Source organism: Micromonospora sp. DH14, assembly GCF_029809455.1.
GTDB classification, from domain to species: Bacteria; Actinomycetota; Actinomycetes; order Mycobacteriales; family Micromonosporaceae; genus Micromonospora; species Micromonospora parva.
Window position 1 is genome coordinate 77,006 of record NZ_JARVKT010000007.1, and the last position, 14,864, is coordinate 91,869.

A 14,864-nucleotide genomic window follows, 5' to 3' on the forward strand; every position below is an offset into this window, starting at 1 on the left:
GAGCTGCGCATGCTGGGCCCACCGCCTGAGGAGACCGGCGGGCTCAGATGGCGGTGATGATCCACTGGTTGTTGGCGCTGCTGTTCGGCGCCCACATCGCCACCGTGGAGCCGGAGGTGGCATTACCCATGCCGTCCAGCGCCGTGCCGGTCCCCCGGTTGATGATTTGGTAACGGCCGCTGCCCACGCTGTTGAGCCGCCACTGCTGGTTGTTTCCACCGTTCCACGGCGCCTGCAGGGCGCTGGCCCCGTTCGCGGTGTTGCCCCAACTGTCCACGACCATGCCGTTGGTGCGGTTGACGATCCGGTAATAGCCACCGCCCGCGTCGATCAGCTGCCATTGCAGGTTGGAGCTGCTGCCGTCGCTCCACTGTTTCACCACCGAGCCCGAGGCGACGCTCCCGCCGCTGTCCAGCACCAGGCCGGTCGCTCCGTTGGCGATCTTCACGTAGCCGGTGGGAGTGGGCCCGGTGCCGAGCGCGGGAATCTGGCCGGAGAAGGTCAGCTTCACCACGTACGCCAGGGCGCTGAACGGTGCGGTGGTCGACGGCATGGTCAGGCGCAGTCCGGAGCCGTCCTGGGTGCGGTTGGGCAGGTCGATGTAGGTGCCGGCCGTCGAGCCGAGCAGCCGTGCCGACGTCAGGGTGCTGAGGTTGATCCGGTTCGCGCCCAGCGTGGTGATGTTCAGGGTGCCGCCCGGCCAGCCGAGCACCGTGGCGTACAGGACGGTGTTGTCCTTGCTGCGGGTGAAGCGGATGTCCTGCCCGGTGCCCTCGCGGGGGGTCTGGAAGGAACCGCCGCCCATCTGGGTGGGGCCCTCGCCGTGGACCGACCAGGCCCGGGTGGAGTAAACCGCCTCCCCGAACCGGCGCAGGTGGTCACCGAATCCCTGCAGGATCGTGCGCTGGCCGGACGGGATAGTGCCGTCGGCCATCGGCGCGATGTTGAGCACCATCGTGCCGTTCTTGCTGACCCGGTCGATGAGCGCGTGCATCAGGGACTTGGTGGAGTAGTACCCGATGCCCTGGGTGTAGCACCAGCTCGAACTGGAGACGCTGTCGTCGGTCAGCCAGTACGGGGTCTGGATGGCCGCCGGGCCGCCGCGCTCGAAGTCGTAGACCTCACCGCGGTTGTTGAAGCCGTCCTTGTAGGTGGCGACGACGTCCTTGTTCCAAGCGACCGCCTTGTTGTAGTAGTACGACAGGAAGTTCAGCCGATACTGCTCCGGGATCTTGGACAGGTCGAAGTCCTGGTAGATGAGGTCCGGCTGATAGCCGTCGATGACCTCGCGCAGCTTGTCGTACCACAGTTGATATTCGGCTGTGGAGCCGAGTTGGCCGTAGAGCTTCTTCAGGCTGGCGTCGGACTGGGCCGGAGCCCACTGGAAGAAGCCCGTGAAGTTGAACGCGTGGTGCAAGGACACCCAGAGCTTGAGGCCCTTGGCCCGGATGGCGTCCGCCTGCAACCGCAGCAGGTCCAGACGTGGTCCCCGGGCCACCGAGTTCCACTCGTTGACCTGGCTGTTCCACATCGAGAAGCCGTCGTGGTGCTCGGCCACCGGCCCGGCGAACCTGGCCCCGGCGTCGACGAAGAGCTGCGCCCACTCGTTGGGGTCCCAGTTGCCGCCGGCCGACTTGAGCTGGGGCGCGAACTGCACCCAGTTGCCGGCCTTGTCGCGGGCCCCGTTGATGAAGTTGTGGTACGGCCACGCCGCCGGGTCGCCGTACACGCTCTTGTGGTGGTTGTTCTCGCCTGAGCCGTTGTTGTACATGTTGCGCGGGTACCACTCGTTCGCGAAGGCGGGGACGCTGTACACCCCCCAGTGGTAGTAGATGCCGAACTTGCCGTCCTGGAACCACTGGGCGGCCGGCGGGTGCTGATCGACCGACGCCCAGGTCGGGGTGTAGCTCTGCGGCCCTTCGGTGGCCAGGGCCAGCCTCATCCGGGACAGTCCGGTGGCCGTGGCGATGCCGGTGAGCCCGACGGCGGCCAACAGCCGTCGCCGGTTGAGATGCGGAGAGGTTGGATTCATCGATGACATCCCTTCTCGTGGTCCGCCCACGGACCGACGGGGCCGCGGGTCTTTCGTCGGCGCGCCTCCGCTGCGACCTCTGGCACCGGGGCTGGGGGCACGTTCGCTTCGCTGCGCAGGCGTGACCAGAGCTGGCCAGCATCCGAGGTAACACCTGCATTCGTTGGGCTGCGCCGGGTGTCCACCGCCGGTGACTGGCCGCGGCCCGGACGCCCGCTGGGCCGCCGTAACCGCCGAATCACCGACTCGCTACTGCCCTGTTATCGCTAACATGAGCTCGACGTCCTTATGTAACAGTCGAATGAACGTCGATGTCAATAGGAGATTTCTTAGTCCCATCAAGAGCCCGCGAGAAGTAGCCCGCAGCATCCACCTCTCCGTCGTCGGCTTCGCTCGCCACGCCGCCACCAATCGTCGGGTCTGACGCGTAGAGGTGTGATCACAACTGGTCAGAGGTATTACGTATTAACATCAATGCCACTCCACGCACGCGGAGGTGACCCAGGCCGCGGGCCACTTCGTCACCTGCAATCCATCCGATGCCATCGACGACCGCCGAACACAACGTCGACAGGCGCCTATGTGTACGCCACACCAATCATCGACATTAGCGTTAACATTCCCGTCATCGCCGCAGGTGTGCGTCGCGACGGTGTAGGCGGCGACGGCGGTCACCAGGAGGAGGGCCGGAGGTTGGCCGCCCGCGGGGACGGCGGCGAGCAGGGCCGAGACGGGCAGCGGCGAGACGGGCAACGGCGACCGGCGGCGCACCAGTACCAGCGTGAACGCCGCTCCGGCGGCCAGCGCGTCGAGCCGGGTCGTCGGGCGGCAGAGGATCTCCCCCGGCCGCCCGACGGCCGTCATGACGCGGATCAACGTCGCGACGGCCGCGCCGAGCAGGGCGTCGCGTACGCCGCGGCGGCAACCCGTCGCCAGGCTGGCGCCTGCTGGGTGCCCGGTTGGTCTACGAAGATCACATCACCCGGGCGATGCGCCCTTCGCTACCGCAAGTAGCGGAGGACAGTAGCCGGGTTCGTTCCGGCGGGGCCGGCGCGGCCTATGGACGCCGGCCCCGCCGGAGGCGGGTCGCCGACTGTCAGGCGCGGGACCACTGCATGCTGGCCGCAGAGGCGCAGGTCCGCTGCTCCAGGGCGGCGCCCGGGGTGGTCGAGCCGCCGACCACGTTGAGGCACTTGTTGCTGTTGAGGTTGACCAACTGGTAGTAGCCGTCGCCGGTCGAACGCCAGGTGAACACCTGGTTGGCCCCACCGTGGCAGCTGTACTGGACGATCTGCGCGCCGTCGGCGGTCGAGAAGTCGCGCACGTCCGCGCACTTGCCGCTGTTGACGCTCTGCAGGGTGACGTTGCCGTTGCCGGCGTCGTTGAACCGCCACTGCTGCCAGGGGTTGCCGTTGCTGGTCCACTGGCCGATGACGGCCAGGTCGTTCAGGTTGGGCGACTGCACGTCGATGACCTGGCCGCTGTTGCGGTTGGTGACGCGGTAGGACGTGGCGGGAGTGCTGCTGGTGGCGAACTGCCACCAGTCGAGGTTGAACAGGTCACCGCCGCCGCCGGTGAAGCGCAGGTAGAGGTCGCGGGTGCCGGTCGCGCCGGTCACCGCGCACGACGTGTTCGCCCAGGTCTGCCAGCCGCCAGTGCCCGACACCCGGCAGGTGCCGACCAGGGGCCCGCTGGTGCTGTCCAGGCGTACCTCGATCGTGCCGCCGCTGGCGGCGGACGCGGTCCGGGCGGTGAACGAGGCCGCGCCGGCACCGAACGCCACGCCCTTGACCTTGATGTGGTCGCCGTTGTTGATCGACCACACGTTCTGCGTGCCGCCGCTGGCGGGCTGCGTCTCGACCCCGGAGGACCAGGCGATGGTTTCGGCCTCCTGACGCACGTACGGGTTCAACGTGCCGACCTGCGGCGCCCCGGCCGTGGTCATGTTCATGCTCGGGATCGTGCCGTCACTCCGGTAGGTGAACTTCTCCACCGCCACCGAGCGAGTGAAGCCGCCGCCGCCAGGCAGGGCCCCGTTGTGGTAGAAGAAGTACGACCCGCCGTTGAAGTCGACGACGCCCGGATGATTGGTGAAGCTGGCACCCTGACGCGGCATGACCGTCCCCCGATAGGTCCAGGGCCCGGTGGGCGTGGGCGCGGTGGAGTAGGCGATGAACTCACCACAGCACTCGGCGGCGAACACGTTGTAGTAGAGCCCGTTGCGCTTGTAGACCCAGGGGGCCTCCTCGTACAGCGTGGGCCGGCTCGCGTTGCCGTTGCGGGTGCCGAACCCGGCGGTGGTCAGCGGGATCTTCGTCGGGCTGCCCGAATAGGAGATCATGTCGGCGTTGAGCTTGACGTACCACAGGTTGGGGTTGCCCCAGTAGAGGTACGCCTGCCCGTCATCGTCGATCATCACGTTCGGGTCGATCTCACCGTTGCCGAGCAGCGGGCGGCCGATCGCGTCGCGGAACGGGCCGGTGGGGCTGTCGGCGACGCCGACGCCGATCACCATGCCGCCACCGCGCTGCTTCACCGGCACGTACCAGTAGAACTTCCCGTTGCGGGCCGCGACGTGACCGGCCCACGCGTCGGACTCGGCCCAGGAGAACGTGGCCAGACTCATCGGCGAACCGTGATCGGTCCAGTTGACCATGTCCGCCGAGGAGAACACCCGCCAGTCCTTCATCGTGAAGTACGTCGAACCGTCCTCGTCATGCCCGGTGTAGAGGTACACCCGACCGTCGTGCACCAGCGGCGCCGGGTCAGCGGTGTAGATCGTCTGCACGATCGGGTTGTCGGCGTGGGCCGGGCTTCCCGGGAGCAGCGTCGCGATCAGGAACAGGCTCACGAGCCAGGCGCCGGCGCGTCTGATCCGGGCCCTGGCCGCAGGTGGGGTTGGGACTGCCATCGTCATCTCCTGGTGGTGGTGTGAGGGGGCCGCAGGTGCGGTCAGTAGCCGACCCGGAAGGTCGCGTTCTCCCGCTCGGTAGCGGTGGTGATCTCGTGGATGTAGAGCTGGTTTCCCTGCTGCCGCAGGTACCTGGTGGGGAAGTTGTACGAGCGGAACGACGACCAGCCCGAGTTGGCCAGGCCGGCGACCCGGTAGAAAGTCGCGTCGGCGCGGAAGAGCGCGGTGTTGTCGTTGGCCGCGAGCACCATGCTGTAGTTCGAGTGCCGTAGGTACCGTCCGGGCTGGTTGACCGACTCGAACGACACCCCGGCCGGGTCCGCGAGTCCCGGCACGAGCCGCCACTGCGAATCCTGGTACGGGTCGAACGGCATCGCGTCAACGCGGCCGACCCCGTCGGCGTGGCGGACGTACGACCCGGGGGTGCTCCAGGACTTGATGCGGTTCCACTGGGTGGTGCCGCCGTAGCGGTTGAGCAGGTTCGTGCGGTCGGTGGCGCTGATCGGGTGGATCGAGTTGTGCTTGGCATTGAGCGGGGGCGTGTAGTTGCGCTGGTTCACCGCCGTCCAGGTGCCCGCGACGATGTCGCCCTGCCAGGCGAGGAACACGCTGTTCGGACAGAACGTGTCGCCCCACAGCCACCACGTCGACGAGCTCAGCGACTTGACCAGCGTCGGCGCCTCGATGCATCCGCCGCCGGTGCCGTTGGTGTAGCGGACGAAGCTGCCGGGGTTGAGCGAGGTCGACCGGGCACCGTGCAGGGTGGAGGGAGAGTTGCTCTTGTAATAGAGATAGTTCATACCGTTGACGCCGGTGACGATGTGCGAGTCGATGACACCGCTCGGACCGCCGTCGAAGAGGACCATGGGCGAGGTGACAGTGGTGAAGTTGGCCGTGTAGACGACCATGATCACCGAGTAGTTGTAGCCGGCCGGGACGGTCGAGTAGGTGATCGCGTACTGGCCGCGCGACGCGTCCCAGTAGATCGACGGGGCCCAGGTGAATGAATTCGGGTTGGGCCAGTTGATGTTGAGCAGGCGATCCGACGACCAGTTCACCAGGTCGGGCGAAGTCCAGATGTGGATGTTCGGGTTCGGGGCCCAGAAGTTACCCCCGACGGGGATGTCGGTGGCCGCCAGCACCCAGGTGCCGTCGTTGAGTCGGAACAGAAAGGGGTCACGGATCCCCCGGGTACCGACCGTCGGCGTCAGGATCGCCTGGTTGTTGTTGAGGGGCGTCCACTCCAACGCGTCGGAACTCACCGCCAGGTGGACGCTGTTGACATTGCCGGCCCCGCTGACGGACTCCTTGAAGTACGCCATCACGTAGGCGGAGTCGGCGGCCATCGCGGGCGCGGGGGTGACGACCACCGCCGCGAGCGCGGCCATCAGCGCCATCGCCACCGCGAGCGCTGACGCGCGCAGTGGCCTCGATCCTCGTCTGGGTCCTCGCGCCACAGACTTCCCGGGCATGGGTATCTCCTCTCAGGACGGGTTTCGCCGGCCGGGCAGGGCCACCGAACCCGACGGACGGCCGTCGGACCGGGTCGGGTGAGAGTGCTGTCGCCGCGCGTGGGTGCACCCTGCCGCGCCTCGACCGCAAGCACAGCCCGACCCGCGCGGCACAACTGTGAGCGATAACATCGACTTTCGTCAAGATTTGACAAACACGGAACTGCAATTGTCAAAAAAGCTGCTGGCAGCGGCAGTTGAAGCAACGCGGCCGGCCGATGACCCGATGTTATCGCTCTCAAACCAGCCGTCCGCCCGGTCCTGCCGGTCCACGTCGGCGGCTGAGATCCCGCTTCACCCAGATCCGATGCCGCCGACCGGGATGCCGGCGATCTCGGTGCGAGGCCAGTCCGTTGTCGTCACCATTCGGTTGGCCCCTGGCTGACGGGCAGGAGGCGCCCTTCACCAGGAGCCCGCCGACGACCGTCATGGTCCTGCGGGTCGTCACCCGGCACCGCCCGCCCGCTGGTGCGCTACGGGGCCTCGGTACGGTCACTGGAACTGGGTGATGAAGCCCCACGCCGCTGCGGGAACCCAGGTCCGCGGACCACTGTCGCCGGGTGCGCCGTCCTGGGGCGCCGCGATGTGCCCGCCGTCGAACGCGGCCCAGACCACCGGATACCCGGATCGGCAGCCGGAGTAGGTGGTGACCACGTGGGTAAGACTGCCCGCCGACGGCTCGCGGGGCGACTGCGGCGTGCAGCCGTTGTTGGTGACGAATCGGTCGCGCAATGCGCGTCCGCTGGCGATGTTGTCACCGATGCCGTGCACGCCCATGTACGCCACGGGCTGGCTGCCGCCGCTGCAGCCACTGAGCGTGCCGGGCGAGGACTGCACCACGACCGCGCGGAAGATGCTCGGACGGGAGCAGGCCAGGGAGAAACTCATCGCGCCGCCGTAGCTGAACCCGATGGAGAAGCGCTGCCGCGTGTTGACGCAGAGCGCTGCCTCGATGCGGCTGAGCATGTCGTCGACGAAGGTGACGTCCTCGCCGCCGGAGTTGGCCCAGCCGTTGCCGATGCCCTGCGGCGCGACGAAGATCGTGGAGTTGTTCGCCAGCCGCTGGAGCCCGTAGTAGGACCAGGTGTTGCGATCCACGGTCTGCCCGGTGTCCACATCGATCGCCGTACCGCCCCACCAGTGGAACCCGAAGACCAGGCGGTAAGGGGTGTTCTGGTTGTAGTTGGACGGGATCCGCAGGATGAAGCTGCGGTTCTTGCCGCTGCTCGCAATGGTGTGCGTACCGCTGGCGAGGCCCGGTGCCTTGCCGCAGCCGGCGGTGCCGCTGCCCGACGGCGGCGGGGTCGTCGGCGTCGTACCACCATCGACCCGGACGAGCTGCCACTGCTGGTTCGCCCCGTTCCAGTCGGCGTACTGAACGACGTTCGCGCCGTCGGCGGTCGAGGCGTTCTGCACCTCCACCGCCTTGTTGCTGTTCCGGTTGACCAAGCGGACGTAGCCGGCGTCGGAGTCGACCAGCCGGAACTGCTGGTTGGCGGCGTTCTGGTCGGTCCACTGGTTGACGGCCGCGCCGTCGGCCGTCGACCAGTTGGCCACGTCCAGCACCTTGCCCGAGTGCCGTGACTTCAACCGGTAGTAACCCCCGCCGGAGTCCACGAACTGCCACTGCTGCTGGTTGCCGTTGTTACGTGTCCACTGGGTGATCCGCGCCCCGTCGTTCGTGGCGAAGTTGTACAGATCCAGCGCCTTGTTGCTGTTGCGGTTCAGCAGTACATACCAGGAACTGGTGTCTACCGTCGCCGCGGCGGCCGGTGTCGAGCCAACCGCGACGACCACACCACCGGCCAGCATCGCCGCCGCAGCCGCGGCGGTGGCCCGGGCCAGCCACCCGCGTGGCCGGAGCGACGCGAGCGACAGATGTCTTGCGAGAGAGACCATGATTCCTCCAATGACGATGGTTGGACCGGAGGCCCCGAACGAGCCACGCTGTGACGGAGGGCAGCCACCGAGGAGCATCTGGTTTCGGACGTTCACCAGGGCGCGCACCCGTCCGACCGAGCGGAATCCCGAGTCGACGTGTGACCCGCATGCGGACCACATCACGGGGCCCGCCCTCCGACTGTGATCGATCACATGACGTTCGTCAAGTTGTAACCATTGATGTCTTGCGCCGCTTCTACAGCGGATGCACACGACCAGCCGACTGGTCTTGCGGCGACGTTACGAGCGGGTTATGTTATCGATCACATTTACCTCGCTGCATGGCTCGCACCGACCACGCATGCCTTCGGCCTGGGTCTCGGCGCGCGCCAAGATCCGTCCGGAGCACCCGAAACCGGCGGCGTCGCAGCCCCACTCGACTCCGGTCACGCTGCGACGACAAGCCGGGGACACTCCGCGCCCCAGTCAGCCCGTACGCCGCTGCGACCAGAAAGGCCGACACACCATGGCGTTGACCCGACGGCAGTTCACCCTGGGGGCCCTCGCCTCCACCGCGCTCACCACGACCGGCCTGTCCCTCGGCCCGCGGCCCGCCTTGGCGGCCACCTACACGGCCTACGCCATGACCTACTTCACCGAGTCGCCGAGCTTCACCGGGGCCAACTACGGCCTGCACGTCGCCGTGAGCCGCGACGGTCTCAACTGGACGCCGCTCAACCAGAACAACCCGGTCGTCACCCCGACCGCCGGCGACCTCGGCCTGCGCGACCCGTACATCTACCGCAAGCAGGACGGCACCTTCGTCGTGGTCGCCACCGACCTCTACGGCACGAACTTCGGACGCAACAGCCAGTACCTGCACGTCTACGACTCGACGGACCTGACGAGCTTCACCGGGTACCGGCGAATCCAGATGCACACGTACAGCAACGTGCACACCTGGGCACCGACCGTCTTCTGGGACGCTGGACGCGGCCAGTACGGCATCGTCTACTCGGCCAACACCACCACGGACCTGTTCCTGGTCAACTACACATCCGACTTCCGCACCGTGAGCGCCCCGCAGACCTACTTCAGCCCGGGTTTCCCCGTCCTGGACGCGGACATCCGGGTCAGTGGCGGCGTGACGTACCTGTTCTACAAGAACCTCTCGAACGGCAACCTCTACGGCGCCCGGTCCGCCACCGGCGCCCCCAACAGCTTCACCACCTACACCAGCGGCCTGCGCCAGGGCAACGCCATCGAGGGCGCACACCTGGTCCCGCGCAACGACGGCGGCGCCTGGTGGCTGTGGGGCGACTCGTTCTCCCCCGTCAACAACGACATGTATCTCTGGTCCACCGGCAGTGTCGGCGGGAACTCGTGGACGGTGATGAACCAGCGGGACTACACGCCACCGCTGAACAGCAAGCACGGTTCTATCACCGGCATCACCGATGCCGAATACAACGCCGCCACCAGCCGCTGGGGCACCCCGAACTGGGTCCGGCTGAAGTCGTCCAACCTCCCTGACTACTACGTCCGGCACTCCAACGGATCGGTCCGCATCGACCCGTACCCCTTCGACCCCTACCAGGACCAGATGTGGCGCATAGTGCCCGGCCTCGCCGACTCCGCCGCGGTGTCGTTCGAGTCAGTGAACCGCCCCGGCAACTACCTGCGGCACAGCGGGTACGTGGCAGGGCTCGCCGCCAACGACAACACCGCCCTCTTCCGGGCCGACGCGACCTTCTACCGCACCGCCGGCCTGGCCGACAGCTCCTGGTCCTCGTTCCGCTCCTACAACTTCCCCGACCGCTACCTACGGCACAGCAACTACGTGCTGCGCATCGACCCCCTCAGCGCGAGTTCGCCGGCGGCGGACCGCCAGAGCGCCACCTTCCGGGTCACGTCCTAGTCGTTCCGCCCGGCGGCCGAGCGGAACGGTCCGGTGACCGCAGGACGGCTGGTGGTGCGCCGTGTCCGCGCCGTGAGAGCCAGACGTCAGCGGCGGTGGCGACTGTTGGCGAGCAGCGATCCGCGCACCGGGAGGGCATCATGAACAACCCAGTCACCATCATCGGCGCCGGGCTCGGCGGTCTCGTCCTGGCCCGAGTCCTGTCCGGGCACGGCATGCCGGTGGAGGTCTACGAAGCCGAGGCCACGGCCGCAGCACGGTCGCAGGGCGGAATGCTCGACATCCATGACTACAACGGGCAACTCGCCATCGAGGCCGCCGGGCTGACCGACGAGTTCCGCCGCATCGTCCTGGCGGGCCGCCAGGCGATGCGGTTCCTCGGCACGGACGGCACGGTGCTGTTCGAGAAGGGCGACGACGGCTCCGGCGGACGCCCCGAGGTACAGCGCGGCGACCTGAGGCGAATCCTGCTCGACTCGCTCCCGACCGGCACGGTCCGCTGGGGGGCGAAGGCCAGGACCGTACGGGGTCTCGGCCACGGTCGCCACGCGGTCACCTTCGCCGACGGCTCGACCGTGGAGACGGAACTCCTGGTCGGTGCGGACGGCGCCTGGTCACGGATCCGGCCGCTGCTGTCCGACGCCGTTCCGGAGTACACCGGTGAGTCGTACGTCGAGACCCACCTGTACGACGCCACCACCCGGCACCCGAGGGTGGCGAAGATGGTCGGTGAGGGATCGATGTACGCGCCGTCGGCCACCGAAGGGATCGTCGCCCACCGGGAGAGCGGCGACACCCTGCACGCCTACGTCTCCCTCACCCGCCCGCTGGACTGGTTCGACGACATCGACTTCACCGACCGCGCCACGGCCGCCGCCCGGATCGTTCAGGAGTTCCAGGGCTGGGCCCCCGAACTCACCGCGCTGATCACCGACGCCGACGGCGGACCGGTCCTGCGGCCGTTGCACGCACTGCCGCTCGGCCACCGATGGGATCGCGTCCCGGGCGTCACGCTGCTCGGTGACGCCGCGCACCTGGTCGCCCCGAACGGCGAGGGCGCGAACCTCGCCATGCTGGACGGCGCCGAACTCGGCAAGACTCTCGCCGCCCGCCCCGGCGACATCGAGGCCGCCATCGCGGAGTACGAACAGGCCATGTTCCCGCGTACCGCCGAGGTCCCGCAGGACGACGAGCTGATGGCCAGCATCTTCGGCGACACGCCACCCGACAGCGTGCTCGCGCTTCTGGCCGAGGAAGGTGAGCGCCCGTGAGCCGGTCCCGCCGGACGTAAGGCTTACCCGTCGACAGCAGGTCCGGCCCGTCCGCGACGGCGTGACGCGCCGCGCTACCGGTCGCTGTCGGTCACGGTGCGGGTGGCAGCCGCCACCTGCACCGTGGTCCGCTGCGCTCAGCGACGACCCGCCGCGTACGCCGCGTCGAACCCGTCCTCATCCAGCGCAGCCTTTCCCCTGCGGGTCAGCTCCCTGACCTGCGGGTCGGTGTGGTCGTGCGCGCCGCGCAGGCGGGCGGCGACACCGAGGAGCGCGGCCGATTCGTGATGTCTTCCCCGCCGGGCGGCAACCGCGGCCATCTGTACTGTCACCTGGGCGAGGACCGGCCGCTCCCGGGTGGCCCGGGCCGCCTCGTGCGCTACCGCCAGCGCCTCGTCCGCGCCGGGCAGGTCGCCCAGTTCCAGAAGGAGCGCCGCCCTGGTGCTACTCACCAGCGCGCGGGCGTGATCGGTCGGGTAGGCCGGGACGACGGACAGCCCCCGCTCGGCGGCGTCGATCAGGTCACCCGCACGGTCCAGGTCGCCGAGCCGCACCCTCAGGGCCGCCTCGTGCACGTCGATGAGGACCAGCATCTCCGTCGAGGACGCGCGCCGGGCACGCGCTCGTGCGGCGTCGAGCAGGTCTGCCGCCAGATCGGTGTCACCGCGGCGCAGGTGCAGGTCGATCCAGCGCAGGTCGCTGTGGAACTGGTCGCTGACGCCGAGCGCACCGAATCGGCCGGTCAACGTCCGGGCCTCGGTGAGGTCGGACAGGGCGCCGTCGACGTCGTCGTACCGCCGCAGGGCCGCACGCATCGGTAGCACGGCAGCCGTGGCCCACTGGTCACCGATGCGCCGGAAGTGGTCCAGCGCCACCTCGACGTGACGGCGCATCCGGTAGAGCGCCCCTTCCTTTTCAGCGATCTCGGCCTGGAACATGTGCGCCAGCCCGGCCGACCACCGGTCGTCGCCGTCGGTGAAACGCGTGAAGGTCGCGAGCGCGGCCGGCTCGTCCTGGAGAAACAGAAGGATCGAACCCAGCAGGCGGAAGTGGCCCGGCAGGTGCGGATGGGCGAGCAGCCGACCGGCCAGCTCCCGCACCGTCGTTCGTTCGTCGACCTCAGACCGCGCGGAGACGCCGGCGGTGATGTCCGCTCGGTTGAGCAGATAGGCGGCACGGGCGCAGTCGCGTGCGACGGTCCATTCGCCATTCGCCACCGCCAGCGCCTCCCCCAGCCAATGGATGCCGTCGGCATGGCGGCCACGCATCTGCCAGTACCACGTGAGGTCGAGAGCGAGAGCGATCGCACCCGTGGCGTCCCCGGCGGCGCACAGATGGTCGAGGGCGGCAAGGATGTTGTCGTACTCTGCGTCGACGATCCCGATCGCGGCCAGTTGGCCGGGTCCACGCAGCCGGGGATCCTGCTCGGCCATCAGCGCGGCGAAGTGGGCCGCGGCCAGGTCACGAGCCCGCCCGAGCGCGCCAGTCTCGGCCAGCCGCTCCCTGCCGTACTCCCTGATCGTTTCCAGCATGCGGTAGCGGCCGGTGGTCGGATCGAGCTGGAGCAACGACCGGTCGACGAGTGCGGCTAGCACATTCGGGACATCGACGCCCCCCTCGCAGACCGCGGTGGCGGAGCTGGCCGTGGCGCCGCCGGGCAGGATGGCGACGTGTTCCGCGACGGCCCGCTCGCCGGCGTCGAGCAGATCCCAACTCCACGCGATCACCGCGCGCAGGGTGCGGTGCCGCAGCGGTGCGGTGCGGCTGCCCCTGCCGAGCAGGTGGAACCGATCGGCCAGCCCCTCCGCGAGGTCGAACAGCGACAGCGTCCGAAGCCGGGCGGCGGCCAACTCCAACGCGAGAGGCATGCCGTCAAGTCCACGCACGAGGCGCACGACGTTGGGCAGCGTCGTCTCGTCGACATCGAAGCCCGGGCGTACGGCGGCAGCGCGAGCGGTGAACAGGCGTACCGACGCGGTCTGCCGCGCCTGCGCGACGCCGGCATCCGGGCCGGGCAGTTCGAGCGGAGCCAGTGGGACGAGCCCCTCGCCGTCGACCGCGAGGGGTTCACGGCTGGTGGCGAGCACCCGCAGGCCGGGACAGCGGGGCAGCAGCGAGGAGACAACGCGCGCCACGGCGTCGATCAGGTGCTCGCAGTTGTCCAGCAGGAGGAGGATCTCCCGGCCGCTGAGTTCGGTGAGGAGGACGTGGAACTCGTCGTCGCCGGTCCGCCCGAGCGGGCCGCCGGTCCGCAGACCGATCGCGGCGAGCAGAGCCATTATGATCTTGGTGGAGTCGGTGACGGATGCGAGGTCGACCAGCCGTACACCGTCATGGTAGTCGTGACGGTGGCGGCGGCCGGCTTCCAGCGCGAGGCGGGTCTTTCCGGCGCCGCCCGGTCCGACGACGGTGACCAGCCGGCCGGCCGTGAACAGGGCGGAGATCCGGGCAAGGTCGTCATCGCGGCCGACAAAGCTGGTCAGAGGCACGGGCAGGTCAGCATTCGGCCGCCCGGCCCCGAGGCTCCCGGCCGGGAGCCCGGGCACGACCGTCGGGGCGTCGGGCGCCGGTCCGGGCGGCTCGGGTCGCAGCAGTCGCAGATGACGCTCACGCAGGGCGGTACCGGGATCGGCACCCAGCACGTCGGCCAACGCCTCGCGGACCCGCTCGTAGACGGCGAGAGCCTCCGCCTGTCGCCCCAGACTGGCGAGCGCGTCCATCAGCAGGGCGGCCGCCCGCTCATGTCCCGGCTGCTCCCGTAACAGCACGGACAGCCGGGCAGTCGCGGCTTCGGCCCGTCCGGAGGACAGTTCAGCACCGGCGAGGTCGGCGACCACCTCGATCGAGGTCTGCACCAGGCGGGTCGCGACGGTGGGCGCGACCGCCGCGATGACTGCGGGCTCGACGCCGGGCCGGTCGCCCCACAGTGCCACCGCCTCGGCGAATGCCGCCTCTCGGCCGGTCGCGGCGAGTTCCTCGAACCGCACGGCGTCGACATCGGATGCCTCCACCGCCAGCCGGTATCCACCCGCGACCTGCCGGACCATGGCGGGATCCGGGGCGTCCGGGGAGAGCGCGCGGCGTAACCGGGAGACGAGTCGCTGGAGCGCCTGCGTGGGGTCGGACGGCAGGTCCTCCCCCCAGATCGCGTCGACCAGCACGGCCGGTGCGACCGGCCGGCCGCCAGCGAGCGCCAGCCGGACGAGCAGATTCCGCAGGCGCGTTCCGGGTACGGCCAGGGTGGTGTCACCACGGGCGACCCGGAAGGCGCCGAGCAGCGTGATCCGTAGCCGTTCAGCTCCGTCCATCCGCCGATCCTCCCGCGCTCAGCTGTCCGGTC

8 protein-coding genes are annotated in these 14,864 nt (G+C 68.9%); 2 read left to right on the forward strand and 6 right to left on the reverse strand.

Annotated elements, in window-relative coordinates:
- Positions 1-43: 43 nt before the first annotated feature.
- The 5 genes from QCZ28_RS11935 to QCZ28_RS11955 all read right to left on the reverse strand — a co-directional run bounded on the left by QCZ28_RS11935 (position 44) and on the right by QCZ28_RS11955 (position 8,353).
- A complete protein-coding gene (locus tag QCZ28_RS11935) occupies positions 44-2,032 on the reverse strand; it encodes an alpha-L-fucosidase (RefSeq protein ID WP_279516704.1) in 1,989 nt (662 codons plus the stop codon).
- Positions 2,033-2,503: 471 nt separating this feature from the next.
- Entirely contained in the window at positions 2,504-2,896 is a 393-nt protein-coding gene (locus QCZ28_RS11940; RefSeq protein ID WP_279516705.1) for a hypothetical protein, read from the reverse strand.
- 232 nt (positions 2,897-3,128) lie between these two features.
- Entirely contained in the window at positions 3,129-4,943 is a 1,815-nt protein-coding gene (locus tag QCZ28_RS11945; protein WP_279516706.1) for a family 43 glycosylhydrolase, read from the reverse strand.
- A 41-nt stretch (positions 4,944-4,984) separates the two neighbouring features.
- Positions 4,985-6,415, reverse strand: coding sequence for a glycoside hydrolase family 43 protein (locus QCZ28_RS11950; protein WP_279516707.1), 1,431 nt, complete (start codon positions 6,413-6,415; stop codon positions 4,985-4,987).
- 531 nt (positions 6,416-6,946) lie between these two features.
- Positions 6,947-8,353: an RICIN domain-containing protein gene (locus QCZ28_RS11955; protein WP_279516708.1), complete on the reverse strand. Its 1,407-nt coding sequence runs from the start codon at positions 8,351-8,353 to the stop codon at positions 6,947-6,949.
- A gap of 508 nt (positions 8,354-8,861) precedes the next feature.
- On the opposite strand from QCZ28_RS11955, the gene QCZ28_RS11960 reads away from it, so the two are divergent.
- Both QCZ28_RS11960 and QCZ28_RS11965 read left to right on the forward strand, forming a co-directional pair.
- Positions 8,862-10,253, forward strand: a complete 1,392-nt coding sequence (locus QCZ28_RS11960; RefSeq protein WP_279516709.1) for a glycoside hydrolase family 43 protein — start codon at positions 8,862-8,864, stop codon at positions 10,251-10,253.
- A gap of 140 nt (positions 10,254-10,393) precedes the next feature.
- A complete protein-coding gene (locus QCZ28_RS11965; RefSeq protein WP_279516710.1) occupies positions 10,394-11,524 on the forward strand; it encodes an NAD(P)/FAD-dependent oxidoreductase in 1,131 nt (376 codons plus the stop codon).
- 137 nt (positions 11,525-11,661) lie between these two features.
- Here QCZ28_RS11965 and QCZ28_RS11970 read toward each other — a convergent pair whose 3' ends face one another.
- Complete coding sequence (locus QCZ28_RS11970) at positions 11,662-14,832, reverse strand: BTAD domain-containing putative transcriptional regulator (RefSeq protein ID WP_279516711.1); 3,171 nt, start codon at positions 14,830-14,832, stop codon at positions 11,662-11,664.
- Between the last annotated feature and the right edge of the window lie 32 nt (positions 14,833-14,864).